Here is a 24,010-nt window from a genome sequence, read left to right as displayed (position 1 = left end):
ATGGAAGCCGTGTTCTCGGATCATTGGGATTGCCCGCACCAGTTCAGCGACGAACCTAGCTGGCAGGAGAGCGATTGCTACTGGTTCTATGATGTCAAATTGGGCGTGGGAGGCTTCCATCGCATCGGCCAGAAGCCGAACAAGGGCACCGGCCAGCTGATGCTGTTCGTCTTCAAGACGGGCGGTGAACGATTTGTCCTCAACAGCGCCCCGCGCAACGAGGTACAATTGGGTGCGGACGCGCGCCAGTCCCGCAAGCAGGTCGTTGGCAGCCACACGGCCGAGGCTCTCGGCGACGGCAGGATGCGCTACACTTGGGACGAGCCTGAGTCTTCGGCTGATATCGAATTCTACGAGAGCTTCTATACACCGCGCAACTGGCCGTCGGGCAAGAATACAGAGCATTTCGAAGAAGCTACCAATTCCGATGGTCACCTCGAATGCGGCGGCCGCATTCGCGGGAAAGTCCGAATTGGCGACAATGAATATGAAATTGACGCTTTTGCCCATCGCGACCGGTCATGGGGGAAGCGAAGCGACAGCGCGCCCATGATGCACCGATATCGCATGTACACCGGCACCTGTGGTTCCGAACTCAGCTTCGCGGGCTTCTTTCTCGATTTCAACGAAACGACCCCGATGACAATGGGCTTCGTCGATCGCAACGGCAAGCAGGAGGCGATCACCAACCTGCGGGTTGCCGTGACCTTTGATTATGATGGCCTGACCCCGCTCGGGAGCATCGGCATCATGACGCTTGAGTCCGGCGAGCAGCTCAGGATCGAATCCAAGGTCGTTCAGGGGTTCCTCACACCTCTGCCGGCGATGGGCACATTCTCGCAGGACAATATCTCGACCTTTGAATATGGCGGGAAAACAGGGTTCGTCGATCTCGAAATGTGTACGAATCCTGGCCGGGGTTCATATATCCCGAACCAGGCGGACGTCAGTTTTCTTGCGATTGCCGAGGGGCTCAGCAAGGCCGAGGATTATATTATTTGAATCGACGTGGGTTGCCGGCGCCCGGAAAAGGCGCCGGCACGGCGACGCCCAGCCGGCAATCGCGTTTGAGAATGCGCGAAAGTGCCGGACCCGATGCTAATGATAGAGGGGCCGCGCAGCTGGCAAGCTGCGCGGCCCCTGTCCATTGTGTTGCTTCTCGGGCCGGGTGCTGTCCGCCATGCCCCGATCCGCGGCGTCAATCGCCGTATATGCGTTTCGCGTTGGCGAGTTCGGCATGAAGGTGGGCGAGATAATAGGTCCAGACCTGTTCGAAGGCTGGCTGGAAGCTCCGCCCCGATAGCAGGATGCACTGCGTCTTGAAGAGAGGAAACAGTTTGAAAAAGTCATAATGTTCCGCCGGAGCGCCGGCCTCTTCCTCGAACCGAGCAAGATATTCTGCCTCGGTCGGTGTCCCGTCGACATGCTTGTCGAGCTGTTTCATCGTCTCGGTGAGGAAGACGATGAGCGCAAGGTCGGCCTCATTATGGCCGAGATAGGCGAGTTCCCAATCGAGCACAGCCGCAAGCCGCCCGTCGCGAAACATCACATTCGCGATCTGGGAATCGCCCTGTACAAGCGTTCCCTCGCGAACGGCTGGCTGGTGCGCGACCATCCAGCGGTGAGCCTCGACGATGGGGTCGAGCTTCGGATCGTCCGGCTCGGAGCTTAGTTTTGCTTCCGCGAGGAACCAGTTGAGTTCGCGTTCGATATCGGTTTCACCGCTGCCGCGCGCGAGCAGATGCGGCAGTTCCTCGCGACCGATCGCCTCGCGGCGCAGGCGACCATGAAAGCCAGCGGCTTCAAGCATCATCGCCTTGCGCGCTTCCGGACTGACGTCGGCGAGCGGCCCCTTGGAGTACATTGCGGACGCGGGAGGCGTGCCCTCGATCCGCGCCATGACGAAGGACGGATAGCCGACAGCCGAACCGTCCGCGTCAAGCCATAGCGGCTCGGGCACGGGCAGACCGCGCTTGTATGCCGCGACGAGAGTCAGGAACTCGTCAGAAAAGCTCTTCTGCTTGATCATGGTCGTGCCAGGTGCGTAACGCGCGACCATGTCTTCCCGGCGACGCTCGCCGCTCCGCCCGAACTCGGCCGTGAACAACAGAATGCCGTTGCTGGCACCGGATGATTGCGGGACAATGAAATTGCTGAGCGTGACGGGGCCTTCGATGCCGGGCTGCGCAGCAATGAAGGCTGCCAGCCGATCTGCGTCAATTTCCGGGTAGCCCGACTTCGCAGCCGCGACCGACTTGTCGTAGAACCCCTGCAATTCTTCAGTTTCCGCACTCATTTCAAATCAACTTTCCGTGTTCAATATTCTTCGGCGACGGGCCGGCCCGCAGGCCGGCCCTGGTGCCTCAGCGGATTTTCAGTGCCAGTTCCACACCATAGGTGCGTGGCGGATTATAGACCCCCGTGACCCCATTGAGCTGCACCACAGTCCCCTGGATATAATTTGTCTTGGTGATGTTCCGGACAAAGCCACGCACGGTGACCAAATCATTGGGTTCGTACGTCACGAATGCATTATACAGTTCATATGCATTCTGCCGCAGCGAGGGATCATTATATTCGCGGAGGCGGTATCCGCTTGTGAAATAGGCCTCGCCGCGAAGCGTGATCTTGCCCGAGCCGACGGGAAATTCGAGTTGCGTGCCGATCGTACCGGACGCACCCGGAGCCTTGTTGAGAGCCCGTCCCGCCAAATCGGTACCATCGGGCTCGCCAAAGATCGCGCCACCCGTCGACAGGAAGCGCTTATATTCGCTGTGTACGAAGCTCGCGTTGCCATCGAAGCTCAGCATATCATTGACCTGCAGCCGCCCGTCGATGTCCAGCCCGTAGATCTCGCTTTTCGGAGCGCCTACGACATTGGTCCCGAATATCGTCGACTGCTCGACCGAGATATTCTTGTAATCATAGTAGAAGGCCGAGAGGTTAAGCGTCGCACGCCTGTCAAGAAACCGCGTCTTGAGTCCCGTCTCGATGGCGTTGACCGTTTCCGGTTTATACTGATTGCCGCAGGTACTGTTGGAAAAGCCGCCGGACTTGTACCCACGCGACAACTGCCCATAGGCCATGACATCGTCCGACAGATCATGCTGCAGGCCTATGCGTCCCGTAGCCGACCAGTCGGTCACGCGCTGAAGCGGTGCGCCCGGACTGCAATCGGTCTGAACGACCGTGCCGCCGGGAAGCTGGAACGTCACCAACAGATCATTTTGCGACCGCTCGTAAAGACCCCGGACGCCACCAAACAGCCGGGTAGCGTCGCTCACGCTGATCGTGGCATCTGCGAATATGGAGGCGCTTTCGCGCTTCGAGCGGCCGTTGGACAAACGGATGAGTGCGGACGGGCTGCCAAGCAGCCGTCCGTCGAGGGTAACTGAGCCGGTCGTTCGGTTGATTTCATTATAGTAAAAGGCCCCCACCAGCCAGTCCACCGGCCCACTGTCGCCCTTGAGGTTGAATTCCTGTGAGAAGGTCGAAACCCGGACACCCTGGGCGATCGGAATGGTCAGATTTGCAAAGATCGGGTCATTCGGATTTCCTTGCGCCAACGAGTCCAGCGAATTGTAATTGACGCGCAGGCGAGAAGCGCCGGTGATCGAGACAAGATTTACGTTGCCGCCGAGATCGAACGTGTTTTTCAGCGATGCCAGCGCGATGGACCGATTGCCGTCAAAAATGAGCGGTGAGTTCAACCGGCGAGGGGTGACGATCGTATCCTGGATCGGCAAGGACAGGCGGTTGAGGTCATAGGGCTGACGCACCGGGCCGTTGCTGGCTTCGCGCCGGTAGGTCAGGCGCGCTTCCATATCCCACCCGGGCGACACGTCGGCGTCGATACCGAAACGGCCACCGATGTAGCGCAGATCGTCGAGATCCTGGCCGGTCTGGAGATTCTTGACATAGCCATCGCGTTGGCCACCTTCGATGTAGAGCCGCGCGCGCACTCCGTCGCTAAGCGGGCCGCTGACATAAGCCGAGCCTTTGAGGTCGTCATAATTCCCGTAGCCCGCCGTAACGCCCGCTTCGAACTCGCGGGTAGGCGCCGCCGATATGAAGTTGACGATACCCGCCGTGGAATTCTTGCCGTAAAGTGTCCCTTGCGGGCCACGCAGCACTTCGATCCCGCCAAGGTCGAACTGGCCGAGGCCAGCGCCCTGAGGGCTCGAAAGATAGACGCCGTCGAGATGCAAGGAGACCGAATTTTCGCCCGCGCCGGTCGTGAAGGTGGTGCCGACGCCGCGAATGGAAATGTTGGAGTTGCCGGAAACAGGGTCGAACTTGAGGCCCGCAACCGCCCCCTGAAGCTCTTCAAGACCGCCAATCTGGCGATCCTCGATCATGCCCGCGTCGAGCGCGTTAATTACTGCAGGAACATCTTGGAGATTCTGGGACCGCTTCTGAGCTGTCACAATAATTTCGTTTAGCCCCGTCGAACTTCCATCGGTGTTGGCCGAGGCATCACGGCTTGCTGGCGCCTCGCTTCCCTCGGTAGTGTCAGCCGCGCTGGCAGACGTCGATACACCGAGCATGATGCCCGCCATTGCCAACGCGGACACTGTGGCAAGCTGGTTTGATCGATTAATCACTTCAGTCTCTCCCTTCCCATTCGCGCGTCTCGGCGCGCATCCTTATTTTTGCGGGCTGTGATCTTTGAGGCGCAGACATGCAGCGTGCCCAGCGGCTAAGCGGTAGGCGCCGCACACACGGCTAAAATCTTCAAAAATATATGATCTTCCATCCTCCCGTCGACTAGCTCAAGCCAGCCCCGAAACCCGCATAGTTTCAACTGGTCTGCGCCAGCATTCAGGCATAAATCCCCCAAGTGGTCATAATTGTCAATATAATAACGTTTTCGCCAAGTTTGCTTTTCAATTCGCCCCTTGAGTTGGGCTGATTGATCGGAAAATGAAGTTTGATCGCAACCCCGCAAAGCGCTCGATCCTGATTTGCCGGCAGACTTGTCCGCGCCGGAAACGCAGCATCCGCCACATCAGAAATGGCGACACGCCGCTAAGAGGGACCTGGGCCGGCAAGATCGGGACCTTGGCAAAGCAGTTGTTACGGCTCGACCTGATGCTGCTCGATAAGCTTGGATATCCGCCCTTCAGACGAAGGGAGGGCGCTGCTCCCTCTGATCAGCAAGGCCTATGAGCGCTTCAGTGTGCACATCACTACAAACCCCGCGTTAGCAGACTGGCCCATCATCTTCGGTGATCCCAAGATGACTACGGCGCTGCTCGACCGCGCGATCTCGTCAGGACCGGGGAGGAAAGCCAGCGATGTCAAACGGCCCTTTAATTGCGGGTTTCTGTCAAGCCTGTGTATTGATCCGAACCGGGGTCATGGTCCTTTTCGAGGTCATGGCCTCATGATGATGTCCGGGTCGGGTGCCTCAACGTGCGCAACGCGGTCCTGGAAGTCCGCAGCCGTTTGAACGAGGTCACCGCAACCACCGTCCCGGTGGATCATCACAGGTCTGGCGTCAGTCCTGCAATTTCAGGGTAGGTATGACGGTCAGGCAGGCCGTTTCCCCCATTCGAACTCGGTTCCATCCACCCAGATGCAATGAAGGATGATAGCGAGTTTTCGGGCAACGGCGACCTGCGCTTTCTTCATGCCACTTCGCTTTGCAAGCCGCAGCCCCCACGCCTTAAGCGAGCACCACCGCTTGGTTCGATGAAGCAGCACGCTGGCCGCCTCGAACAAATAGGTGCGCAACAGCCGGTCGCCCCAGCGCGAGACTTTTCCCGTTACGTCCATTTCACCCGATTGCTTTCGGCGGGGCGTGAGCCCGAGATAAGCGCCGACCTTTGCCGCATTCTGGAAGCGCGTCGGGTCGTCGATCGTGTGACGATATGTCAGGGCCGTGACGACGCCAATGCCTGGCACGGTCATCAGCCGCCGCGTCGTTTCATCCTCACGCGCAAGCTGGCGAATGGTTCGATCGATCCTTTCCAGCTCGCCGCAGGTTTGCTTGTGCACGGATAGCAGCGGGCGAAGAATGGAGCCGAGAGCATGGCCATCGGCGATGAGGTCGTTGACCCGCCGTTGGAACTGCCCGCCGGCTGCGCGTGGAAAGAGCAAGCCGCATTCCTTAAGCATAGAGCGCATCTGATTTTCCAGATCGCGTCGGACTCGCACCAATCGGGATCGACACACGAGGATGGATCGCGCAGTCTGGCTTTCCTCGCTCTTGACGGCAACCTCTCGATACCAGCCGACTCGGACGAGTTCCGCCAGGCCTCGAGCATCATTCTCGTCGCTCTTGTTCATGCGAACGGACAGGGCCGCATGGGCGTGACGCGCATCGATGCAGACCACGGGCAAACCGGTGCGCTTGAGTTCATGCCAGAGCCAGCTCGACATGGCGCCAGTTTCAAGACCGACGCGTTCGGCATTGGGAGCTTTCCTGGAGATGACCGCCGCCAGCACGCCCGGATCGGATTTCACCCGGCCCTGGTGAATGGGCCGTCCTGCCTCATCGACGATGCAAATCGACGTTTCCTTTTGCGACACGTCCAGTCCGACATAGTGCTTCATGGCGATGCTCCTCCGTTACGATGATTTCTCGTACCCTGCAGCTGTCGCGCCCCAATGGGAACAACGGCAGCAATTACGTCATCGTGTTCAAAAGGGACCCCCGATCGGCGTCGAAGAGGGACCCCTTTTTCGGATATGATGCTGGTTAGTTGAGGGTCGCCTTGCGCTGCGTGCGGCGGAGGGCGGGCGTAGCCCGACCGGAGGCGCGCGCAGCGCAAGATAGATTTTTGAAGGCGCCGAAGGTGGCGGTCAGCTGCGGTTTTTGAAGCACCAGCTGTCGTTGCCCGTCTCGATGATATCGCAGTGGTGGGTGACGCGGTCGAGCAGCGCCGTAGTCATCTTGGGATCACCGAAGACGGTGGGCCACTCGCCGAAGGCGAGGTTGGTAGTGATGATGACGCTGGTGCGCTCATAAAGCTTGCTGATGAGGTGGAACAGCAACTGCCCTCCGGAGCGGGCGAACGGCAGATAACCGAGCTCGTCGAGCACGATCAGGTCGAGCCGCGACAGCTGCGCCGCCAGGGTCCCGCCCTTGCCGATCCGGGTCTCCTCTTCGAGGCGTGTCACCAGATCGACGGTGTTGAAGTAGCGGGCGCGAGCGCCCCTTCGCACGACATTGGCGGTGATCGCGATGGCGAGGTGGGTCTTTCCTGTCCCCGTGCCGCCGACCAGCACGATATTGCGGCGAGGCGGGAGGAAGGAACCGTCATGAAGGGAGCGGATCAGCTCCTCATTGATCGGCGTGCCCTCGAAGCTGAACCGCTCCAGGTCCTTCACCACGGGCAGCCTGGCGGCCGTCATGCGATAACGGATGGAAGCGGCATCCCGGTGGGTCGCCTCGGCGCGAAGCAGATCGGTCAGTATCTCCATGGTGGTGCGCTTGCGCTGGAGGCCGGTGGTGACGGCCTCGTCGAACGCAGCCGCCATGCCCTTGAGCCCGAGGCCGCGCATCGTGCCGATCATATCATGCCGCTGCATCATAGCCTCGCAGCAGATCATAGCGCGCGCAGTCGGCAAGCGGAGGATGCCGCAGCATCCGGTCTTCCGAGGTAACGATGCTGTGGGGCATCGCCGGCTCGCGGCGCCGGGAGAGGATGTTGAGGATCAGCTCGTCGCTGGCCGTGCCGCTTGCCAGCGCTTCGCGCACGGCAGCCTCAACCGGTTCCAGGCCATCGGTGAGCACCGCCGAGAGGACCCGCACGAACCTGCGATCCGCCTCGTCCCCGGTACCGAGCCTTCGCCGTATGGCATCCGCTTCGACGATGACGATGCTTTCATGATCCGCACCCGCGACGCCGCCAATATGCGCATCGGCAAGCTCATCGAGCGCGGCATAACCAGCTTCACCTACACCTATGATTTCGGGGACGACTGGCGCCATCGCATCGAGATCGAAGAGATCACGCCCGCAATTCCCGGCATCGATTACCCGCGGTTTGTCGATGGCGAACGCCGTGCCCCACCCGAAGACGTCGGCGGAACCCCGGGGTTCGAAGAGTTCCTCAATGCCATGGCCAAGCCGCGCCATCCCGAGCGCGCGTCCATGGTGCAATGGTATGGCAGCGTCTTCGATCCTACCGATATCAGCCTCGACGAGATCAACGCACGCACGGCGAAGCTCGCCAAGCGACGGGCGCAGGGAATAGCCGCCTACGCCGGCGCTAAATCCCGCGACAGCTAATCGATGGCGGTTTCCTGACCACGCTTACACCCAAGCCGCGCATCATCATATCATGCTGCATGCGCTGGCGGAAAGGGGTGACAGGGGCGTCGGTCGTAACAATAGTCATGGCATGCTCTTCGTTGAAGCAGCTCCATGATCGACCTACCGCGCGGTCTTGCTCAATGTCCGTGTATCTTCCGATACCTCAGTTTTGGCTCCAGTCCCGCGAAAGGGGGGGTGGTCGTGCAGAGGCGCAAAGCAGTCTGATGGAGCGATCCCCGATATTCCATAAAAGAAGGGTCAGCTTGCGCTGGCCCCCTAAAGTTTGGGAGAGGATGCCTAAAAGGCAGAAAAGATACGGGAATCTCCCGCTTATGCAGCAAATGCGAACGAAAGATTTTTTTCAATTGCGATCAGTGATGGATGGCGTTTCTTATAGAGCGGTCAGCAGTTGACGCCTGCTGGCGTAGCCTGAACGAGATAACGAAACCCGTGCATAGGCAGGCGCATGCCTCCGAGCGGAAGGTTCGTACCCCCCGCCTTGCCCACGCGCCGGCGATAGTCCCATGTCCAAGTCACCGCCCCGGCTTCGAGAGCGGTTGAATCCCATTTTCCTGCGCTTTGCGCAGCTATTGCTCCTGCGCTGCCGTGGGATGGAGGAACGATGACCCAAGGCATGTCCAACGCCCGCATCCTCCGGCAAGGAGGGTTGGGAGCTTTATGCATTCTCCCGTTGCTCGTTGCGGGCTGCGCGTCGCTCGGATCGGCGATGTCGCCCTATAGCGAGACGTTCAGCTGCAAGAACAGCGACCATGGCCACTGCATCCATCCCGAGAAGGCCTATGAGGACGCGAGTCAAGGCAAAAGATCGCAGTCCGATCCTGCGATGACGCGCGACAAGAAGCTCCTTAAGCAGCAGCGCGTCCATAACGCTAAACACGGAAAAGCAGCCGTACCGGACGCTTACGGCAGCTATCGAGACAGCGTTTATCGCGAACTCAAGGGACTGATCGAAAAGCCCGAGACCCCTATATTGCGCCCTGCGCTGGCGGTCCGCACGCTAATCCTTCCCTATGCCGACCGCAACCGACCTGACCGGCTCTACATGCCAAGGTTCGTCTATTCGGTGCTCGAAACACCATCGTGGGTGGTCGGGGACTATCTCGTTCCGCCGACATCGACTGCATCGCGCGTGCCAGTACTGGAACAGGTGCGCGAAGTGCCTGGTGGCGAGCAAGCCCCAACGATAACGCGCCCGGCGGAGTCTCGTCCGTGAAAGCTCTCGGAACACGGACCGGCGGCGGGCTCACATTCGCCGATCTCCATCGCAGCGTTGCGCGCGACCGCTATTCAGATTTCCTGCCGCTCGTAACCTGGGTGGAAGAGGAGGAGGCCTTCCTCTGCATCGACGATGGCTGGGGCTATGCTTGGGAGCTGACGCCCGCCGCCTATATGTTCGCGCACGTCCACCAGGCGCTGCTCGGTCTCTTCAACATCCAATTCCCCGAGAACAGCGTGTTGCAGCTCATCAGCTTCGCCGATCCGCTGATCGCGCCGACGCTCGACCAGTATCTTGACCTCAAGACGCGGGCCGATCCGCTAATCCAGGCCTCGGCGCAACGAACGCATGCCTATCTCAACAACGGCCGCGCCGGGCTTGGCGCGCTTCACGGCATTCCGGTTCGGGATTTCCGGACGTTCCTCGCGGTGAAGACGCGCCAGCCGATGCACAGCGACCTCAAGCGCCAGATCGAGGAACAACTCGCCAAGCTCGGCATCCGACGCGTCGAATCCGCTGAGATGGTCACTTTCTACCGCCGTATCTTCAACGGCGTCTTCGACGACGCCCCCGGCGTGTTCACCAGCGGCGCGCCCGGACAGCCCGCCCCACCCCTCCGCAAGCAGATCGTCGATGCGGGTCCCGCGTTGACATTCGATGGCGCCGAAGTCTTCCTCGGCAACCAGGTGGGGCGCTGCCTCACGCCCAAGGCGCCGGCGCGGCGGGTGACGGCCGAGCGCGCCAATCGCTTGATGGGCGGGATGCGCGGAAGCGCTGAGGACAGCGACCAGATTGGCGGTCCGTTCCTCTATTGCCTGAACGTCTTGTTCGACCATTCGCAGTTCGAGATCCACAAGCGCGCGCAAATCCTCTCAGCGCAGAAGGCGGCAGGCAGCTTCGCCGTCGAGGTCGGCAAGCAGATCGAGGAGATCGGCTGGGTGCTCGACGAAGCGGGCAACAGCCGCTTCGTCACCGTGATGCCGATGGTCTGGGTGTTCGGCCGCGACAGCCATCAGGCGCGCGAGATGGCGGCGCGCGCCAAGCGCCTCTGGGAAAGCGAACCGCTCCCTTGGATGGTGCAGGAAGAGTCCTACCTCAACCCGGTCCTGCTCACCGCGAGCCTGCCCTTCGGGCTCTACCCCGAGCGCCGCACGATCAGGATGCTCGAGCGCGATTTCAAGATGCCGGTGAAGGCGACCGCGCTGATGGCACCGATCCAAACCGATTTCCGGGGCGGCGGCCGCCCTGCCCTTCTCTATGCCGGGCGCAAGGGCCAGCTCATCACACTCGACCTCTTCGACCCGCGCATCAACAATTATAATTTCATCGTCGCGGCCGAAAGCGGCGCGGGCAAGAGCTTCCTGCTCAACGATCTCTGCCGCCAATATTACGCGCAGAACGCGCTGATCCGCATCATCGATATCGGCGGCTCGTACAGGAAGCTCTGCACGCTCTGCTCGGGGCGCTATATCGACATCGGCGAGGAACGGCTCGTGCTCAACCCGTTCGACCTCGGGCTCGCGCTCGACGGCGAGGACAAGCAGTCCGCCATTGCCATGGCGGTCGCGATCGTCGCCGAGATGGCCAATGCCGCAACGCGCAAGGGCGTCTCGACATCGGAATGGAACCTGCTCAAATCGGCCGTCCAGTGGACGATCGACGAAGGCCATGCCGACGAAGGCATCGACTCGGTCCGCGCCTGGCTCGGCGCCTATCCGCAATTTGCCGCGCATGATCTCGACCGCGTCGACCATCTGAAGCCCGTCGCGCGCGAGCTTGCCTTCAACCTCCGCGATTTCGGGTCGGACGGGGCTTACGGGCATTTCTTCAACGGCCCATCAACCTTCGACATCTCGAACGACGAGTTCGTCGTCCTCGAACTCGAGCGCCTGAAATCCATGCCCGACCTGTTCAACGTCATCGTGATGGTGGTGGTGAACGCGGTCACGCAGGAACTCTATCTCTCGGCGCGCGATCGCCCGCGCTTCGTGCTGTGCGACGAAGCGGCGCAATTCATGACCAAGAGCGACGGACAGGATCTGTCGCGGCTCGCCGAGGCGTTCGCGCAAGGCTACCGCCGCGCGCGCAAATATCAGGGCAGTTTCGGCATCGTCCTCCAGTCGATGAACGACCTCACCCTGTTCGGCGGCACCGGACAGGTGATCCTCGAAAATGCCGCGACGCGCTTCCTGCTCCAGGGCTCGACCTATGACCGGGCGGTCGAGAACAAGATCCTCGATTATTCGGGGTTCGTCCTCGAACTCCTGAAGTCGGTCCGCAACAATAAGCCCAACTATAGCGAGGTGTTCATCGATTCTCCGCTCGGGCTCGGCATCGCCAGGCTCGTGGTCGATCCGTTCAGCTACTGGATCAACACGAGCGCGCCGAGCGAGGTCGCCGCGTTCGAAGCCCTGATCCGCGCAGGACGCTCACCGCTCGAAGCGGTGTGCGAGTTGGCGGGTGTCGATCCGCGCGAGATTCTCGGCGACCGATTGCCCGCAGGCCGCACGGAGACCGTGTCGTGACGCGGCGTATAGTGAGTCCGGATCAGCTGCAGCTCGAACTCGACGCCATGCTCCCCGCCGACCGCGCACGGTTCGAGGCGGCAATCACGGTCGAGGCTGAGCGGCGGGCCTTTTACTGGCGGTTCCGGCTGGTCGCGATCGAGACGGTAATGATGGCCAGCCTTGTGCTGGTTGCAGGCCTCCTGATCGATCAACCCACAGCAATAGTCGTCCGGGCCGCGATCACCGTCGCGATTGCCTGCTTTGCGAGCGGACTCCTGCTGATCTGGCTTTCGAGCGTCGCCAGCGGGCTGATGGCGCGATTGCGCAGCGGGCCGCGGCGATGAACGGCCTCTTCTCTGCCACGCCCTCGCCCCGCGTCATCCGGCTCGTCGTTGCCGGATTATTGTTCGGGTGCATCCAGTCGGCGATCCTGCTGGCCGCTCCTGAAGGGACGACCGCGCCGCGCTCGCTCCTCCTCATCCTCGGCCTGCTGGCCTTCGGCTCGCTCATCGGCGCGATCATTGGCGAAAGTCGCGGCGATCCGCATGACAGATGGAGGAAACGCCGTGCATGACACGGAGCGCCTATATCTCGCCGCTTGGCAGTTCGGAATGTCGATGGCGCTAGTGTTGGCGTCAGTCTGCATCGCTGCGTCAGCTCATGGTCAGACCGCGACGATCGGGCGAACATGGCCGATCGCCGAGCCCGATGCCCTGGCCGAGATCGAGGCGCGCGCGGCGCGGCAGCCCGCGAATATCGCCGAGCGGTTCGGACCGCGCGAAGGCTGGAGCGCCATGCAATCAGCCACGCTCGGGATAGCGCGGACCGACCGGCGCCGAACAGTTGTACCCTTCCACACGCTCGACTTCGAGATTCGGCTGCCAGACGGCAAATTGCTCTACCCCAGGGGCTATACGTTCAACCCGCTAACCTATGTGTCGCTCCCGCAGCGACTGATCGTCGTTCATCCACGCGATCTGGGTTGGGCGATCGCCAAAGCGCGGCCGATCGACTGGATATTGCTGGCCGGCGGGGAGAAGGCTGCATCCGACCCGATCGCGCTCGGCAAAAAGGTCGGGCGGCCGCTGTTCATCCTCGAAGAACGGGTTAAGGATCGGCTGGCCCTCACCGCCGCGCCGGTCATCATCGAACAGGTCGGACAGAAGCTGGAACTCAGCGAGTTCGCGATCGAACGGCCTCACAAATGAGGCATGAATATTGCGCGTCGATACGTTTTGGCGTTTCCATACAATACCGCATCGCACCGCCCACCTAACGGGGCGCCGCGACCCAGAGGAGCTCTCCTCCGGCAACGGAGACAGAGATCTTCATCTCGACACCCGCCTGGCCCCGGCCCGGCGGGTGTCCTTTTGCCCGCAAGGCTTATTCGACGAAGTTGGCCAGGTTCCTCAGCGTCAGGGCCATGCCTTCCTCATGATCGGCTTCGCTGAAACCTTGCGGGACATCGTCCGCCGTCAGCGTAACCTTGGTCCCGTCCTTGACGGGTTCGAGCAAGGTCGTGAGCGTCATTGTTCCCTGTAAGCGAGGGTCCGCGGTATCGAAGCGGACACGCTCGATGATCCTCTCTTCGGCAAGGATCTCGACAAACTCGACATCGATGTTGGTATCATCGCCGGACTTGCTCTCCGTTCCGCCTGCAGAGGGATGGAGCGCCATGCGGTAGGTGCCGCCGGGACGGGGGTCGAAATGCTCGATCCGTGCGCTCATGCCCTTTGGTGCCCGCCAAGCCGGGATCGTCTCTGGATCGAGCAACGTGCGAAAGATCGCGCGCGGCGTCGCCAGGATGACGCGGGATGTCTTGTGAGTCGCGGATACGTTCATAGCCCTCACCTCCTATTGCGCTGTGGGTGTTCGGGACAAGAGTTTGCTGGCAAATCCGAGGATCGAGAACGACGCCTTCATGATGGCTCCATTCCGCGCCATGACGTTCAAGACTGGGGGAACAGCCCCGCCGCCTGGTCGGGCGCCTGCGCAGTTTTGATTTCCTCAGCGAAGAGGTGCCGGCGCGCACGGAAGCGCAGCGCTGCCTGTTCCCGGAAGACTTAAGTCCGATTAGGTAGGCAGTATCCCGACCTGACGATCGTGGCGCGGGTCCCGGACGCTTAAATCGAGTTCAAACGTCATCGCATCCATAACAGCTAAGCCTTTTATTTTAGGGGAAGCTCTTGGCGTGCTCGGTAACGGCCAGCGGAACATCCTTGCCTTCCCTCGGCACTCTCGTGCCCCACGCGTTGCACGCTCAATCAACCCTGGGCATCCCTTAGATCGGACGGCGTCGAGTTCCCGGCGGGATAGCCAGGCCAAACGCCGTCCATCCGTCTTCGCCGACCTTCAGGCGCCCGTTCGCGGCGCAACGGAGATCCTATGCCTGCTCGCCGCGCGCATGCCACACCATTACCCAGCGAGGCGCGGCTCGCAGCGGTCGCGGCGCAGCAGCGGTCCAGCCGCACTCGGTTGGCAGCGCTCTCGGCAGCCCTCGTCGCCGGAATCGCGCTTTCGGCGGTTCCGGCCCATGCCTCCAAATGCCCGAGCGACACCATCTTCAATCCGATCACCAAGGTGCGCTGGAACTGCATCTTCCCGATCACCATCGGCGGGGTGCGGATCGGCAGCCACGACAAGCTCAGCAAGGAACTCGACGCCCAATCGGCCTCGAAACCCTTATGTGCCTGCCGCAAGGGCGCAACCTTCTGGTTCGGCGTGAAGGTGAGCTTCTGGACGCCGAACCGGATGATCGACATCGTGACCGAGCCTGGCTGCATGATGGCGCTCGGCGCCGACATCATGCCGACCGGCGGGCGCCTGCAGGGTAGCCAGTCGTCAATCGCGGACGGCACCAACACCACCAAGCTTTTCGCGCAGATGCACTATTACAAGGCTCCGGTCTGGCAGATGCTCGACATGTTCACCGACCTGCCCTGCATCGAGGATGACGGCTTCGACGTCGCGATGATGACCGAGCTTCTGCCGACCTGGCAGTCGGGAACGTTCGGCGCGATCATCCAGCCCGAGGGCATTCTCTTCGGCAATCCCGCCGCAGGACTCGCCTGCATGGCGGACAGCGCCGCGGCCGCCGCTGGCAAGGTGGTTGATCCGCTCTTCTGGTGCATGGGAAGCTGGGGATCGACCTATCCGATCGCGGGCGACATCCACATGGGCGACCGCATAGAAGCCTGGGCCGGCCTCGCCGCGCGCGGCACCTTCATGATGGGGCGGCTCGGCGCGCTGACGATCCACTCGGCGGACGGCTGCTCGTTCAAGCCGCAGCCGATCTGGACCAAGAGCCGCTACAAGCTCCAGCTGATGGAGCCGGTGAAGGGCGGCAAGTGCGTCAACATCGGCCGGCCTGGCGCGCTCTGGACGAGCGCCAAGCACGCGCCCGGCAAGGACAACGCCCAGTTCATGCTCTTCGAGAAAGCGATTTGCTGTGCCGGCATCTCGACGCCCTGATCCCGCGTCGGTTCCGGCGCACACCGATCGCCCCACGCGCAGCCGGGAATCGGCCCGGTCTGCCCGCCACAGCCCCGGTGGCTGCCGGCAGGCGCGCGAGGCGGGAGCGGCGCCCTGCCCCCTCTCGGGCGCCGCTCCAACTTCCGCCGAAGCGGCCGTAGCGCCTTCGCTGGCGGATCATCACGATCAGGTCCCGCAGCGTCCCCGGGCGAAGGCCGTGCTGACGTCCTTCGAAGGCCAGGCTGCCTTTCGGCTACTCCCGCCCGGATCCGCCGCGTTCCGGACGGGAGACCTCTTCCGCGTGCCCCTGGGTTCGCGCACGGTCGAGAAGGGCCGCTCATGAGCTCGCGGTGCCTTATCCTGCTGCCCGTTTCGGTGATACTCCCCGGCCTTGCATCGGCGCAAACGGTCGAAGATCGCGCACGCGCCGTGGCAGAAGCAGCGCGCGCAAAGAGCGGCGACAGCGAAGCGATCCTTGAAAACTACATCAACCCGGGCCTCGGCGGACGGCTGATCGCGACCGTCGACAAGAGCCGGACCTTCACACCGAACCTCGCCTGCCAGAAGACAGCGAACTTCCTCGAACTCCTGATCCAGCCCGGCGCGGGCGGCGACATCGCCAATGTCCGCATCGCGCGCGACAAGGATATCGACGGCAATTTCGACAGCGTCTCGACGCTGCCGGTCGCGGTGTCGGGCATCTGCGCCAACGGCGTGATCTCGTGCCAGCCCGGAAGCTGGAACGGTTGCCGCACCTTCCAGTGGGATGTCGATGCCGGAGGCAACCTCAAGCTGACCGAAGTCGAGATGCCCGAACTCGCCGGCTGTTATTGCATCAACAATAGCTGCGGGGCGAACCTCGTCATGGGCAATCTGCCGTCGGTGCTGAAGGATCTCGGCGGCGGCGCGATCGGCGCGCTCTCGACACACGACCCGCGCATCGGCGTCGCCGACGCGCGCGTCAACGGTCCGCTCATCCAATATGTCGGTGCGCAGTCGACGGCATGCAGCCCCGAACCCACCCTTCCCCAGACGGCCTATCGCGCCAACCCCACGGCGATCCAGGGCGATGCCTTTGCCGCCTCCGAGGCGAACAGCCTGTTCCAGTCGCTCGCCGGTTCGCCCGCGGGAACGGGCCGCGCAGAACAGGTCCGCGCCTGCACGATCGAGCGCGAGATTAGCTTCCTGCCCCTGACATACGACGACATCGTCTCGGCGTCGGGCTCCATTTACTCGGTACGCGACTGCGGCGAGGGATGCCGCCGCTATCGCATCATCGGCGATGGCGATTGCAGCAGCTCGCCGCCGATCTTCACAGCACGCTTCGAAGTCAGCGATCCCGCGAAGCTCGTCTCCGCGCGGATCGTCGAAATGGGCGCCGACGACTGGGTCCAGGGCCGTATCAACGGCCGGATCGTCGGCTCCGCCGGGCCGCGCCCATGGCTGACGACGGGCCTTCCTTCTGGCGACTGCCGAACCGATGGCGGCGCGGCGCGCAATTATACGCCCTATGATTTCACGGCCGATCTCAGGGCAGGCCCGACGACCGTGTCGGCGCGCGTCCGGGGCGGTGGCGGTGGCGGGCCGCTCACCACCCAATGGGGTCTCGTCGACGTCGAGATCCGCGTCTCGCCCGGTTGCGAGCCGCGCGAGCGGTTGGTCGATCTCTGCGCAGGCTATGGCGCCGATCCCAAATGCCGCCTCGATAGCGAGACGGTCGACGCGGTTCAGACCTTCCGCAATGGCGTCGGCACCGGTCTCAGGCCGCTGCCGCAAACACGCCTGTTCGGCACCGGGTCCTGCACCGTTCAGCTGACCCGCGACTTCTTCCGCCGCGAGCGCACCTATAAATGCGTCGTCGACAATGGCGCGCTGTCCGAGCCGGACTTGTCGCGCGGCGCCTATATCATCGACCATTCGACCGAGACGATTCTCGCCGACCGCGTGCGGACAGCGGACGGCGGCATGGCCGCTTCTACCCGCCCCTTCGCCCTCCCCGACCGTGGGTCGGTCCCGCGCTGCGAGGCGATCTGCAAGACGCGCAAGCCGAAGGCCAACACCGACGCTGCTCCGGCAGGCGTCGTCGGCGCGCAGCAGACGAACCCGACCGGCTGGGACACCTTCTATCACGCCTGCGCGAGTGACAATGTCTGCCCGGCAGGCCCCGGCGAACAGATCGTTTCGGCCTGCGGCTGTCTCGATGATTTCCCCGAAGCGGTGGTAATGATGCAGGCGGTCCGGCTCGCCGGGGCCGACCTCGCCTGCACGGCGACCGCGCGATGAGTTGGCGCGATATCCTCTGGCCGCACCGCGCGGTGCTGATCGCCTTGGTGATCGTGGGCGTCCTGATCGGCAGCGCCTTCGCCGCGCCGCCGGCGTACGCGCAGCATATGTGCGCCGTCGATCTCGACGGCAGTGGCGAAGCCGACGGCCCCGGCGAAACTGCGATCTGCGTAGGCACCACAGACGGCGGCTACCAATGCCCACTTGAGCGTACTTGGTGCGCGCCCGAGCCCGGCGGCGCGTGGTCGTGCCCGCTCGGTACGCAATATCCGTGCGAGACGCCCGCGAGCGGCGGCGTTCCCGCCTGCACCCCGAACGCCTGCATCGACACCGCGGCGAGCCCGATCGAGGATGAGCCGGTGATCGACGATCCCGGCGCGCCCGCCGATGGTCCCGTCGACGCCGAGGGCAATTGTCTTGGCAATATAGAGATCTTCGGCGGACGCGCGCTTCGCTGCCGTCCCGCGGGTCTCAAGACGACTTTCTCGAACTGTTGCAAGGACAAGGGCAAGATCGTCAAGGACGGCATGGGCTCGTCGATTGCGTCGACTCAGACCAAGATCGCGATCGCGAAAGGCGTGTTCACCGGCGCCAAGGCTGCCTATGCCGCATTCCAGGCGGGCGCGACAGCGAGCCAGGCGGCGAGCGCCGGGGCCAATGCCCTCGTCATCGGCATCGATCCGACGTCGATTGCGATCAGCCTCGCGATCAACGTGATGATGGAGTTCCTGCTCTCGTCCTGCGACCAGCAGGACATGGAAGTCGGCATGTTGCGCAGCTCGGGCATGTGCGTCGAGGTCGGCAGCTATTGCTCGTCGAAGATTCTCGGCATCTGCATCCAGAAGTCGAAGAGCCATTGCTGCTTCAACACCAAGCTCGGCCGCATCATCCAGGAACAGGGCCGCCCGCAATTGAAGTCATTTCCCGATGGCTGGGGTCCGGTGAAAACGCCGAACTGCCGCGGCTTCACGCCCGAGGAGTTCCAGGCGCTCGACTTCTCCAAGATGGACCTGTCCGAATATTATTCCGAGATCGAGGCCCGCGCGCAGGCTGACATTCAAATCGACATGAAGGAACGTATCGATGCCTATTACCAGGCCATCGGCCGCTGACGTGCGCTTCGCGATCGCGCTGACGATCGGCGGCGCGATGGGTTTCGCGAGCCTCGCGGCAGCGCAGATATCGCCGGGGGCACCCGACCAAAAGGCTCCTCCATCAGCGCGCGTCGGAATAGAGATGGAGGGCGATGCCGCGATGGACCGGCTGCGCAGAGCCATCGAACGGCGCAAGGCGGAACCGCAGGCGGGGCCGTCCGAACTGCCCAAGCCGACCGAAGCCGAGCGCCGCCGCGCCTTCGAAGTGCTGCGGAGCCAGGCGCCCTCTCCCGCGATGGAATCCCGCGCCCGCAAGGCGATGGAAGCGGGCAAGGACCGGTTCGCCGCTGAGCGCGCAGCGATGGCGAAGCGCCTCGAACAGGCGCTGGGCCTCGAAGCGCCCGACATGAAGGCCGTCGCCGACGCCGGTCCTGCACCAGCGGCGACGGGGTGGGTGCCGGTGCTGTTCGCCTCCTCCTCTATGCCCACGGCGACGCTGCGCACCTATGCCGCTCAGCTCGAGAAGGCGCGCGGCGTGATCGCGTTCCGCGGAATGCCGGGCGGGATGACCAAGGTCGCGCCGATGGCGAAGCTGACCGCCGAAATCCTCCGGCTCGATCCCGGCTGCGAAGGCCCGGCCTGCGCGATGCGCGACGTCCAGCTCATCGTCGATCCGCTCGTGTTCCGGCAGCATGGCGTCACGCGCGTTCCCGCGCTAGCGATGATCCCCGGCGATCCCGTGCTCCCTTATTGCGAGCGCGAGGACGAAAGCCCCCGCGCGGGCCGCGTCGTTTACGGCGACGCCGCGCTCTCTGGCTTGCTCGAAGGAATCGCCCGTCTTGGTGGAAAGGAGGAGGTGCGCGATGCTCAGTCTCGCCTGGAAGGCCGGTAAGCAGCTGGCCATCGGCCTCAAGAATTTGCCGCGGCGCACGGCCGTGGCGCTCGGTGCCGAAGGCCTCGGCGAGCGACGCGGCCCGACCGGCTGTGGAAAGCCTGTGCGCTCGTGATCCCGCTCGGCTTGTTTGCCAGCTGGGCCGTCCAGCAAATCACGCTCGTCATGTCGCCGTCGATCGACGCCTGGGCGGTGCGGTCGAACCCCGGCCCGATCACGAAGGGCGACCTCGTCATGTTCAAGCTGTCGCATCCGCTGGCCGGTCCCGAGCCGATCAACGTGACGAAGCGCGCGCTCTGCATGCCAAGCGAGCGCATCTCGCTGATCGAGAAACCCTCCATGATCGCGCCGGACGCAATGGATGGTTGGTATTATTGCGACGGCAAATTGCTGGGAGTGACCAAGCCCTATGGGCGGAATGGCCAGAAGCTCGATTACTGGCGCCCGGACAATGGGCTGATCAAGCCCGGCACCATCTATGTCGGCTCCTCGCATCCGAGCGGGTTCGACAGCCGCTATTATGGCCCGGTTTCGATCGCGCGGCTCTCTCGCGTGGTGAAGGTGCTGTGATGCGGGCGCTCCTTCTCGCCAGCATCGCCCTCTCCACCACAACCGCCGCGCTCGCGCAAAACCCATCCTCCTCCCGCGCGCCCGAGCTGAAACAGGGCTATTGGTGGTACCAAGCGCCGCCGCCGGAGCCGAGCGAGCCCGATCCCGACGCGCTCGTAAAACCCACGATCCCGCCAATGGCGGAGCTCGCGACCTGGACGCCACCGAAGATCCGCAAGCTGATCGAACAGCAGCGCGACTATGCCGCGACGGTGCTCTCCGTCGATGCGGTCGCGGACTTCTGGCGGTTGCAGGACTTCGCGCGGAGGAAAGCGCGGGCGTTCGCGGGCGTCACGCAGATCGCCCTGCTTCAGAATCCCGAGCTTAATTCCAAGTCGGCCAACCCCATGGTCGGCGACGCACGTTCGGCAATGGGAGCCGAGAAAGACGCGATCCGGCGCCACTATCTGCGCGCCAATGCCGGACAGTTTGCGCTGGTGATGTTCTCGCGCGCCTCGTGCGGCTATTGCCGCGTGCAATGGCCGATCCTCGAGCGGTTCCGCGAAGAGACCGGCTGGCAGGTAACGCAGATGGACATCGACCAGCGCCCCGAACTCGGCCAGCGCTTTGGGGTCGAGGTTACTCCGACGACGATGGTGATCCGTCGCGGCAGCGCGCAGCGCATGGTGATCGCGAGCGGCGTCGAATCCTATCCCAATCTCACCCAGACGACCTACCAGGCGGTCCGGCTGTTGCTCGGCGACATTCGGCCCGAGCAGTTCCTGACCGGCGCGGGCGAGGAAGACGGCTTCTTCGACGCGCTGTCGAATGGGCCAGTGTCAGCGACCGACCCGCGCGTGCTCAGGGGCGATCTCGTTGGGATCGGAATGGAGCCGCGGCGATGACGGGGGCTATTACAACAGTTTGCAACGCACCCAGCGCGGACATGCAATCATTTGGGGATTATTGCGGTCTGTCCGTGCTTCTGCAGCAAACCAACGGCGCCTCGGTCAAAGCTGACGAAGGTTTCACCGCCGAGCCATTGGCCATCGTGGGCGATGACGCCATCGGCAAAGTCTCCGCCCGCATCCAGCATGGCGAGCCCGGCTTCGACGGCTTGCACGTCCACTTTCACATTGTCCGCAGAAATCAGGACCCGGATCGATCCGGCCAAGTCCTCTCGGCTCACCTTGTACCCGCGAAGGAATACCCAGCAGAGTTCGCAAAGCGCCGGCAGCGTAAGCGCGACGAGTTCAGCCCCATCGAGTTGCGCCTTGGCGATCGGGCTTTGAATTTTGTCGTCATCCGCAATTGCGCGAACGAGGATGTTGGTGTCGGCAATGATATTCACCGTTCGCCAGCCCATCCTTTTGCGATAATCTCGTTCATCTCGTCGATCGAGAGCGGCTTTTGGCCGTCCCGCTTGAGCATCCCGAAAACCTCCGAAATCTTGCCGGCTTTCATCATCGGCCGAATTGCGATCCGACCGTCGGGCAGTTTCTCGAGGCTGATCTTGTCGCCGGGGTGGACGCCGAGATGCCTGAGCAACTCCTTCCTCAGCGTGATCTGCCCCTTCGTCGTGATCGTGACTGCGTTCATACGTAATACCCTTTCCGCCTTTCAATGTAAGGTAAATTACCCTTACCTGCAAGGCGGGTTCTGGCGGACTAACATCCTCCTGGCAGCAAGTGTGGCGATCATGCTCGGCTCGCCCGCAGGCGCCCAAATGGTCAGTCGCGAGATTGCTGCACGAGCTGCGGTCCACCCGGTCGCGACGATGGCGGAGATGCGGAACTGGCTGGGCCGAGTGCCCATAACACGCGCCTTCCCCCCGGACCTCGCCGAGACGCTGCGAGGCCAACGCGGCATCTTCGTCATCGAGATGAGCACGGCGCCCGGCTGTGCGCCTTGCGCGGACCTCTGGGCGAAACTCGCCGGTCTTCGCGCTCGCTATGGCTGGGAGGTACGCGCGATCGGCGAACAGGAAGCAATGCTGCGCTCGGGCCGACTCGGGCTGCCGTGGATCGGTCATCCCGTCACCTGGGTGCGCCCGGCGGCCGATCAGAACCGCATTATTCCTATCGCCATCGGGACCGACCATGCGCCGAACCTCGCGCGTAACCTATACTTGGCCGCCAAGATGCTGACCGGGGTTCGCCCTGCCGTCGGCGTTCGCGCGCTCTCGAAATTCACGGGGATCGTTGGCGCCGTCCCGCCCAACCGCCCGAGGCGCTGAGCATGGCAACTCAGCTCTTCCCTTACCTGCACCAGACCAAAGGACGTCGAACATGCCGACCGCCCGCTTTCGCCTGCCGCTGATCGCCCTAGCCCTTTCCTCGGCAAGCGCCGCGACGCCCGCTGCGGCGCAGAGCTGGGCGGAGCATTGGTTCGACAATGTCACCTATACGTCGCCCGGCAGCTTCGAGGACCAGGCGCGCGGTTATGTGACAGCCGGCGGCCTCTCGGGCCGCGTCGACGTCCACAACGATTATCTGATGAGTCTGACTCTCCCCAAGGTGAAGGCGGGTTGCGGCGGAATCGACATGTTCCTCGGCGGCATGTCCTTCCTCGATCCCGACTACCTCGTCCAGAAACTCGAGAGCATATTGCAGGCCGCGCCCGCGGTGGCGTTCCAGTATCTCCTCGAGACCCTCGACGAGAAGATGGGCAACATCATCTCGAAGATGGAGGCGGCGACGAACTTCCTGAACTCGATCCAGGTCAACGACTGCCGCCTCGCCAACCGCATGGTCCAGATCGCCAAGGGCGACGACAATATGTCGGGCATCATCGAGGAGATGACCGGCTACAAGTCGATCAAGGAAGGCTATGCGAAGAGTTATCAGCAGAGCCGCGAGAAGATCCAGGCGAACCAGAACAACCCGACCGAGGATTTGAAGGGCGCACTCGCCAACTGCCCGTGGGAGGTCACCGACATCTTCCGTACCGGCTCGCTCCTCGCCCACGCCGCGGCGCGCGTCGGCGCCGGCGAGTGGACCGGCGTCATGCGGGCGCGGGTCGGCGACGTCTATATGCGCTGGGATACGACCGACAAGGTGCCGCTCTTCTCGGCGATCCCCGCCTGCCCGCGCCAGGAGACCGAAGGCGTCGACGATTTCCTGACCGGGCGCGTCCAGTCGCGCGCGCTCAACATGCCGCCGACCGGCGCCGACTGCCAGATCGACGGGCCGGGCCGCGGCGCGCTGATCCTCGCGCGCGAGCGCATGCAGGCGATCGCGACGAAGATCCGCACGCGCTCGGCGCTGACGGCCGAGGAACGCCAGTTCGTCGCCAATGTGAAGACGCTACCGGTCTACCGGATGCTCGAATGGGGTGTGCGCGAAGGCGTCGAGGACAGCGTGATCGGTGATACCGATGAACTGGTCGCGCTCACCCTCGCCTACCAGATGCTCAACGACCTCACCCGCTCGATCGACTTCGCGCTATCGAACGCCGAGCGCGGCACCACGGCCGCGGGCGCGGCCGACGCCGGAAATGCCAATATCTGCCAGACGCGTATTCTCACCAAGGGGATCGAGCAGTTGCAGGGTCTGCGCGACGAGGTGCTGCGCCAACGCGCACAGATGCGCCAATCCTACATGGCGGCCCTCGAACAGACCAACCTCTCCGCCAATTACTCCGGTCTCGTCCGACAGCGCGACCGTGACGCGCGCGACGCCGCCGGCGCCGCCGCCAACCGCATTCGCTGACCGC

At 63.0% G+C, this 24,010-nt stretch carries 23 protein-coding genes and 2 pseudogenes; 17 read left to right on the top strand and 8 right to left on the bottom strand.

Going from position 1 to position 24,010, the window contains the following annotated elements; genetic code table 11:
• Complete coding sequence (locus tag ACTJI5_RS17270) at positions 1–1,002, top strand: DUF7064 domain-containing protein (protein ID WP_058537100.1); 1,002 nt, start codon at positions 1–3, stop codon at positions 1,000–1,002.
• 196 nt (positions 1,003–1,198) lie between these two features.
• On the opposite strand, the gene ACTJI5_RS17265 is transcribed toward ACTJI5_RS17270, so the two are convergent.
• Both ACTJI5_RS17265 and ACTJI5_RS17260 read right to left on the bottom strand, forming a co-directional pair.
• The gene (locus ACTJI5_RS17265; RefSeq protein WP_105998676.1) at positions 1,199–2,296 is read right to left on the bottom strand and encodes a phosphotransferase family protein; all 1,098 of its coding nucleotides are present in this window, start codon (positions 2,294–2,296) and stop codon (positions 1,199–1,201) included.
• Between the two features lie 67 nt (positions 2,297–2,363).
• Entirely contained in the window at positions 2,364–4,604 is a 2,241-nt protein-coding gene (locus ACTJI5_RS17260) for a TonB-dependent receptor (RefSeq protein ID WP_440861197.1), read from the bottom strand.
• Between the two features lie 442 nt (positions 4,605–5,046).
• Here ACTJI5_RS17260 and ACTJI5_RS17255 point away from each other — a divergent pair.
• Positions 5,047–5,263, top strand: a pseudogene (locus tag ACTJI5_RS17255) (ATP-binding protein); the annotation flags it as partial.
• A gap of 269 nt (positions 5,264–5,532) precedes the next feature.
• Here the strand turns inward: ACTJI5_RS17255 and ACTJI5_RS17250 are convergent.
• The 3 genes and pseudogenes from ACTJI5_RS17250 to ACTJI5_RS17240 form a co-directional block, all read right to left on the bottom strand.
• The gene (locus ACTJI5_RS17250; protein WP_058537102.1) at positions 5,533–6,558 is read right to left on the bottom strand and encodes an IS110 family transposase; all 1,026 of its coding nucleotides are present in this window, start codon (positions 6,556–6,558) and stop codon (positions 5,533–5,535) included.
• Between the two features lie 249 nt (positions 6,559–6,807).
• A complete protein-coding gene (gene istB, locus ACTJI5_RS17245; protein ID WP_440861196.1) occupies positions 6,808–7,536 on the bottom strand; it encodes an IS21-like element helper ATPase IstB in 729 nt (242 codons plus the stop codon).
• Positions 7,523–7,804, bottom strand: a pseudogene (locus tag ACTJI5_RS17240) (IS21 family transposase); the annotation flags it as partial. The gene istB and the pseudogene ACTJI5_RS17240, both read right to left, overlap by 14 nt.
• A 30-nt stretch (positions 7,805–7,834) precedes the next feature.
• Between ACTJI5_RS17240 and ACTJI5_RS17235 the strand changes: the two are divergent.
• The 6 genes from ACTJI5_RS17235 (at position 7,835) to ACTJI5_RS17210 (ending at position 13,215) form a co-directional block, all read left to right on the top strand.
• Complete coding sequence (locus tag ACTJI5_RS17235; RefSeq protein WP_058799894.1) at positions 7,835–8,239, top strand: plasmid pRiA4b ORF-3 family protein; 405 nt, start codon at positions 7,835–7,837, stop codon at positions 8,237–8,239.
• Positions 8,240–8,885: 646 nt separating this feature from the next.
• Positions 8,886–9,497, top strand: a complete 612-nt coding sequence (locus ACTJI5_RS17230; protein WP_440861195.1) for a TraV family lipoprotein — start codon at positions 8,886–8,888, stop codon at positions 9,495–9,497.
• Entirely contained in the window at positions 9,494–12,025 is a 2,532-nt protein-coding gene (locus ACTJI5_RS17225) for a TraC family protein (RefSeq protein WP_440861194.1), read from the top strand. Before ACTJI5_RS17230 ends, ACTJI5_RS17225 begins: the two co-directional genes overlap by 4 nt.
• The gene (locus ACTJI5_RS17220) at positions 12,022–12,351 is read left to right on the top strand and encodes a hypothetical protein (RefSeq protein WP_440861193.1); all 330 of its coding nucleotides are present in this window, start codon (positions 12,022–12,024) and stop codon (positions 12,349–12,351) included. The genes ACTJI5_RS17225 and ACTJI5_RS17220 overlap by 4 nt, the downstream gene beginning before the upstream one ends.
• On the top strand, positions 12,348–12,581 hold the full coding sequence (locus ACTJI5_RS17215) for a hypothetical protein (RefSeq protein WP_440861192.1): 234 nt from the start codon (positions 12,348–12,350) through the stop codon (positions 12,579–12,581). Before ACTJI5_RS17220 ends, ACTJI5_RS17215 begins: the two co-directional genes overlap by 4 nt.
• 37 nt (positions 12,582–12,618) lie before the next feature.
• Entirely contained in the window at positions 12,619–13,215 is a 597-nt protein-coding gene (locus ACTJI5_RS17210) for a conjugal transfer protein TraW (protein ID WP_440861252.1), read from the top strand.
• 175 nt (positions 13,216–13,390) lie between these two features.
• Here ACTJI5_RS17210 and ACTJI5_RS17205 read toward each other — a convergent pair whose 3' ends face one another.
• The gene (locus ACTJI5_RS17205; protein WP_440861191.1) at positions 13,391–13,849 is read right to left on the bottom strand and encodes an SRPBCC domain-containing protein; all 459 of its coding nucleotides are present in this window, start codon (positions 13,847–13,849) and stop codon (positions 13,391–13,393) included.
• A gap of 543 nt (positions 13,850–14,392) precedes the next feature.
• Between ACTJI5_RS17205 and ACTJI5_RS17200 the strand changes: the two genes are divergently transcribed.
• The 7 genes from ACTJI5_RS17200 to ACTJI5_RS17170 all read left to right on the top strand — a co-directional run bounded on the left by ACTJI5_RS17200 (position 14,393) and on the right by ACTJI5_RS17170 (position 21,201).
• A complete protein-coding gene (locus ACTJI5_RS17200; RefSeq protein ID WP_082639808.1) occupies positions 14,393–15,478 on the top strand; it encodes a TraU family protein in 1,086 nt (361 codons plus the stop codon).
• A gap of 339 nt (positions 15,479–15,817) precedes the next feature.
• Entirely contained in the window at positions 15,818–17,761 is a 1,944-nt protein-coding gene (locus ACTJI5_RS17195) for a hypothetical protein (protein WP_440861190.1), read from the top strand.
• Between the two features lie 107 nt (positions 17,762–17,868).
• Positions 17,869–18,873 (top strand): conjugal transfer protein TraN, encoded by a 1,005-nt coding sequence (traN, locus tag ACTJI5_RS17190; RefSeq protein ID WP_440861251.1) that lies wholly within the window; start codon positions 17,869–17,871, stop codon positions 18,871–18,873.
• Positions 18,845–19,747, top strand: a complete 903-nt coding sequence (locus ACTJI5_RS17185) for a type-F conjugative transfer system pilin assembly protein TrbC (RefSeq protein WP_082639811.1) — start codon at positions 18,845–18,847, stop codon at positions 19,745–19,747. The genes traN and ACTJI5_RS17185 overlap by 29 nt, the downstream gene beginning before the upstream one ends.
• On the top strand, positions 19,719–19,862 hold the full coding sequence (locus ACTJI5_RS17180; RefSeq protein WP_440861189.1) for a hypothetical protein: 144 nt from the start codon (positions 19,719–19,721) through the stop codon (positions 19,860–19,862). The genes ACTJI5_RS17185 and ACTJI5_RS17180 overlap by 29 nt, the downstream gene beginning before the upstream one ends.
• Entirely contained in the window at positions 19,859–20,317 is a 459-nt protein-coding gene (locus tag ACTJI5_RS17175; RefSeq protein ID WP_440861188.1) for a S26 family signal peptidase, read from the top strand. The genes ACTJI5_RS17180 and ACTJI5_RS17175 overlap by 4 nt, the downstream gene beginning before the upstream one ends.
• The gene (locus tag ACTJI5_RS17170) at positions 20,317–21,201 is read left to right on the top strand and encodes a conjugal transfer protein TraF (RefSeq protein WP_058537141.1); all 885 of its coding nucleotides are present in this window, start codon (positions 20,317–20,319) and stop codon (positions 21,199–21,201) included. Before ACTJI5_RS17175 ends, ACTJI5_RS17170 begins: the two co-directional genes overlap by 1 nt.
• Positions 21,202–21,248: 47 nt before the next feature.
• Here ACTJI5_RS17170 and ACTJI5_RS17165 read toward each other — a convergent pair whose 3' ends face one another.
• Complete coding sequence (locus ACTJI5_RS17165) at positions 21,249–21,647, bottom strand: type II toxin-antitoxin system VapC family toxin (protein WP_058537415.1); 399 nt, start codon at positions 21,645–21,647, stop codon at positions 21,249–21,251.
• The gene (locus ACTJI5_RS17160; protein ID WP_058537142.1) at positions 21,644–21,895 is read right to left on the bottom strand and encodes an AbrB/MazE/SpoVT family DNA-binding domain-containing protein; all 252 of its coding nucleotides are present in this window, start codon (positions 21,893–21,895) and stop codon (positions 21,644–21,646) included. The genes ACTJI5_RS17165 and ACTJI5_RS17160 overlap by 4 nt, the downstream gene beginning before the upstream one ends.
• A gap of 127 nt (positions 21,896–22,022) precedes the next feature.
• On the opposite strand from ACTJI5_RS17160, the gene ACTJI5_RS17155 reads away from it, so the two are divergent.
• Together ACTJI5_RS17155 and ACTJI5_RS17150 are read left to right on the top strand one after the other, a co-directional pair.
• Complete coding sequence (locus ACTJI5_RS17155) at positions 22,023–22,532, top strand: conjugal transfer protein TraF (protein ID WP_231732607.1); 510 nt, start codon at positions 22,023–22,025, stop codon at positions 22,530–22,532.
• A gap of 52 nt (positions 22,533–22,584) precedes the next feature.
• Complete coding sequence (locus tag ACTJI5_RS17150; RefSeq protein ID WP_411340997.1) at positions 22,585–24,006, top strand: conjugal transfer protein TraH; 1,422 nt, start codon at positions 22,585–22,587, stop codon at positions 24,004–24,006.
• The last annotated feature ends 4 nt before the right edge of the window (positions 24,007–24,010 follow it).

The organism is Sphingopyxis sp. 22461, from assembly GCF_052044915.1.
Taxonomy (GTDB): domain Bacteria; phylum Pseudomonadota; class Alphaproteobacteria; order Sphingomonadales; family Sphingomonadaceae; genus Sphingopyxis.
Note: the sequence above shows the minus strand (reverse complement) of the source record. Positions and strands in the feature narration are given on the sequence as shown.

Bases quoted from the DNA above. Each gene is read 5' to 3' on its own strand.
- ACTJI5_RS17270 (WP_058537100.1), top strand. From the start codon at position 1: ATGGAAGCCGTGTTCTCGGATCATTGGGATTGCCCGCACCAGTTCAGC.
- ACTJI5_RS17265 (WP_105998676.1), bottom strand. From the start codon at position 2,296: ATGAGTGCGGAAACTGAAGAATTGCAGGGGTTCTACGACAAGTCGGTC.
- ACTJI5_RS17250 (WP_058537102.1), bottom strand. From the start codon at position 6,558: ATGAAGCACTATGTCGGACTGGACGTGTCGCAAAAGGAAACGTCGATT.
- istB (WP_440861196.1), bottom strand. From the start codon at position 7,536: ATGCAGCGGCATGATATGATCGGCACGATGCGCGGCCTCGGGCTCAAG.
- ACTJI5_RS17235 (WP_058799894.1), top strand. From the start codon at position 7,835: ATGATCCGCACCCGCGACGCCGCCAATATGCGCATCGGCAAGCTCATC.
- ACTJI5_RS17230 (WP_440861195.1), top strand. From the start codon at position 8,886: ATGACCCAAGGCATGTCCAACGCCCGCATCCTCCGGCAAGGAGGGTTG.
- ACTJI5_RS17215 (WP_440861192.1), top strand. From the start codon at position 12,348: ATGAACGGCCTCTTCTCTGCCACGCCCTCGCCCCGCGTCATCCGGCTC.
- ACTJI5_RS17210 (WP_440861252.1), top strand. From the start codon at position 12,619: ATGTCGATGGCGCTAGTGTTGGCGTCAGTCTGCATCGCTGCGTCAGCT.
- ACTJI5_RS17205 (WP_440861191.1), bottom strand. From the start codon at position 13,849: ATGAACGTATCCGCGACTCACAAGACATCCCGCGTCATCCTGGCGACG.
- ACTJI5_RS17200 (WP_082639808.1), top strand. From the start codon at position 14,393: ATGCCTGCTCGCCGCGCGCATGCCACACCATTACCCAGCGAGGCGCGG.
- ACTJI5_RS17195 (WP_440861190.1), top strand. From the start codon at position 15,818: ATGAGCTCGCGGTGCCTTATCCTGCTGCCCGTTTCGGTGATACTCCCC.
- traN (WP_440861251.1), top strand. From the start codon at position 17,869: ATGTGCGCCGTCGATCTCGACGGCAGTGGCGAAGCCGACGGCCCCGGC.
- ACTJI5_RS17185 (WP_082639811.1), top strand. From the start codon at position 18,845: ATGCCTATTACCAGGCCATCGGCCGCTGACGTGCGCTTCGCGATCGCG.
- ACTJI5_RS17180 (WP_440861189.1), top strand. From the start codon at position 19,719: ATGCTCAGTCTCGCCTGGAAGGCCGGTAAGCAGCTGGCCATCGGCCTC.
- ACTJI5_RS17170 (WP_058537141.1), top strand. From the start codon at position 20,317: ATGCGGGCGCTCCTTCTCGCCAGCATCGCCCTCTCCACCACAACCGCC.
- ACTJI5_RS17160 (WP_058537142.1), bottom strand. From the start codon at position 21,895: ATGAACGCAGTCACGATCACGACGAAGGGGCAGATCACGCTGAGGAAG.
- ACTJI5_RS17155 (WP_231732607.1), top strand. From the start codon at position 22,023: ATGGTCAGTCGCGAGATTGCTGCACGAGCTGCGGTCCACCCGGTCGCG.
- ACTJI5_RS17150 (WP_411340997.1), top strand. From the start codon at position 22,585: ATGCCGACCGCCCGCTTTCGCCTGCCGCTGATCGCCCTAGCCCTTTCC.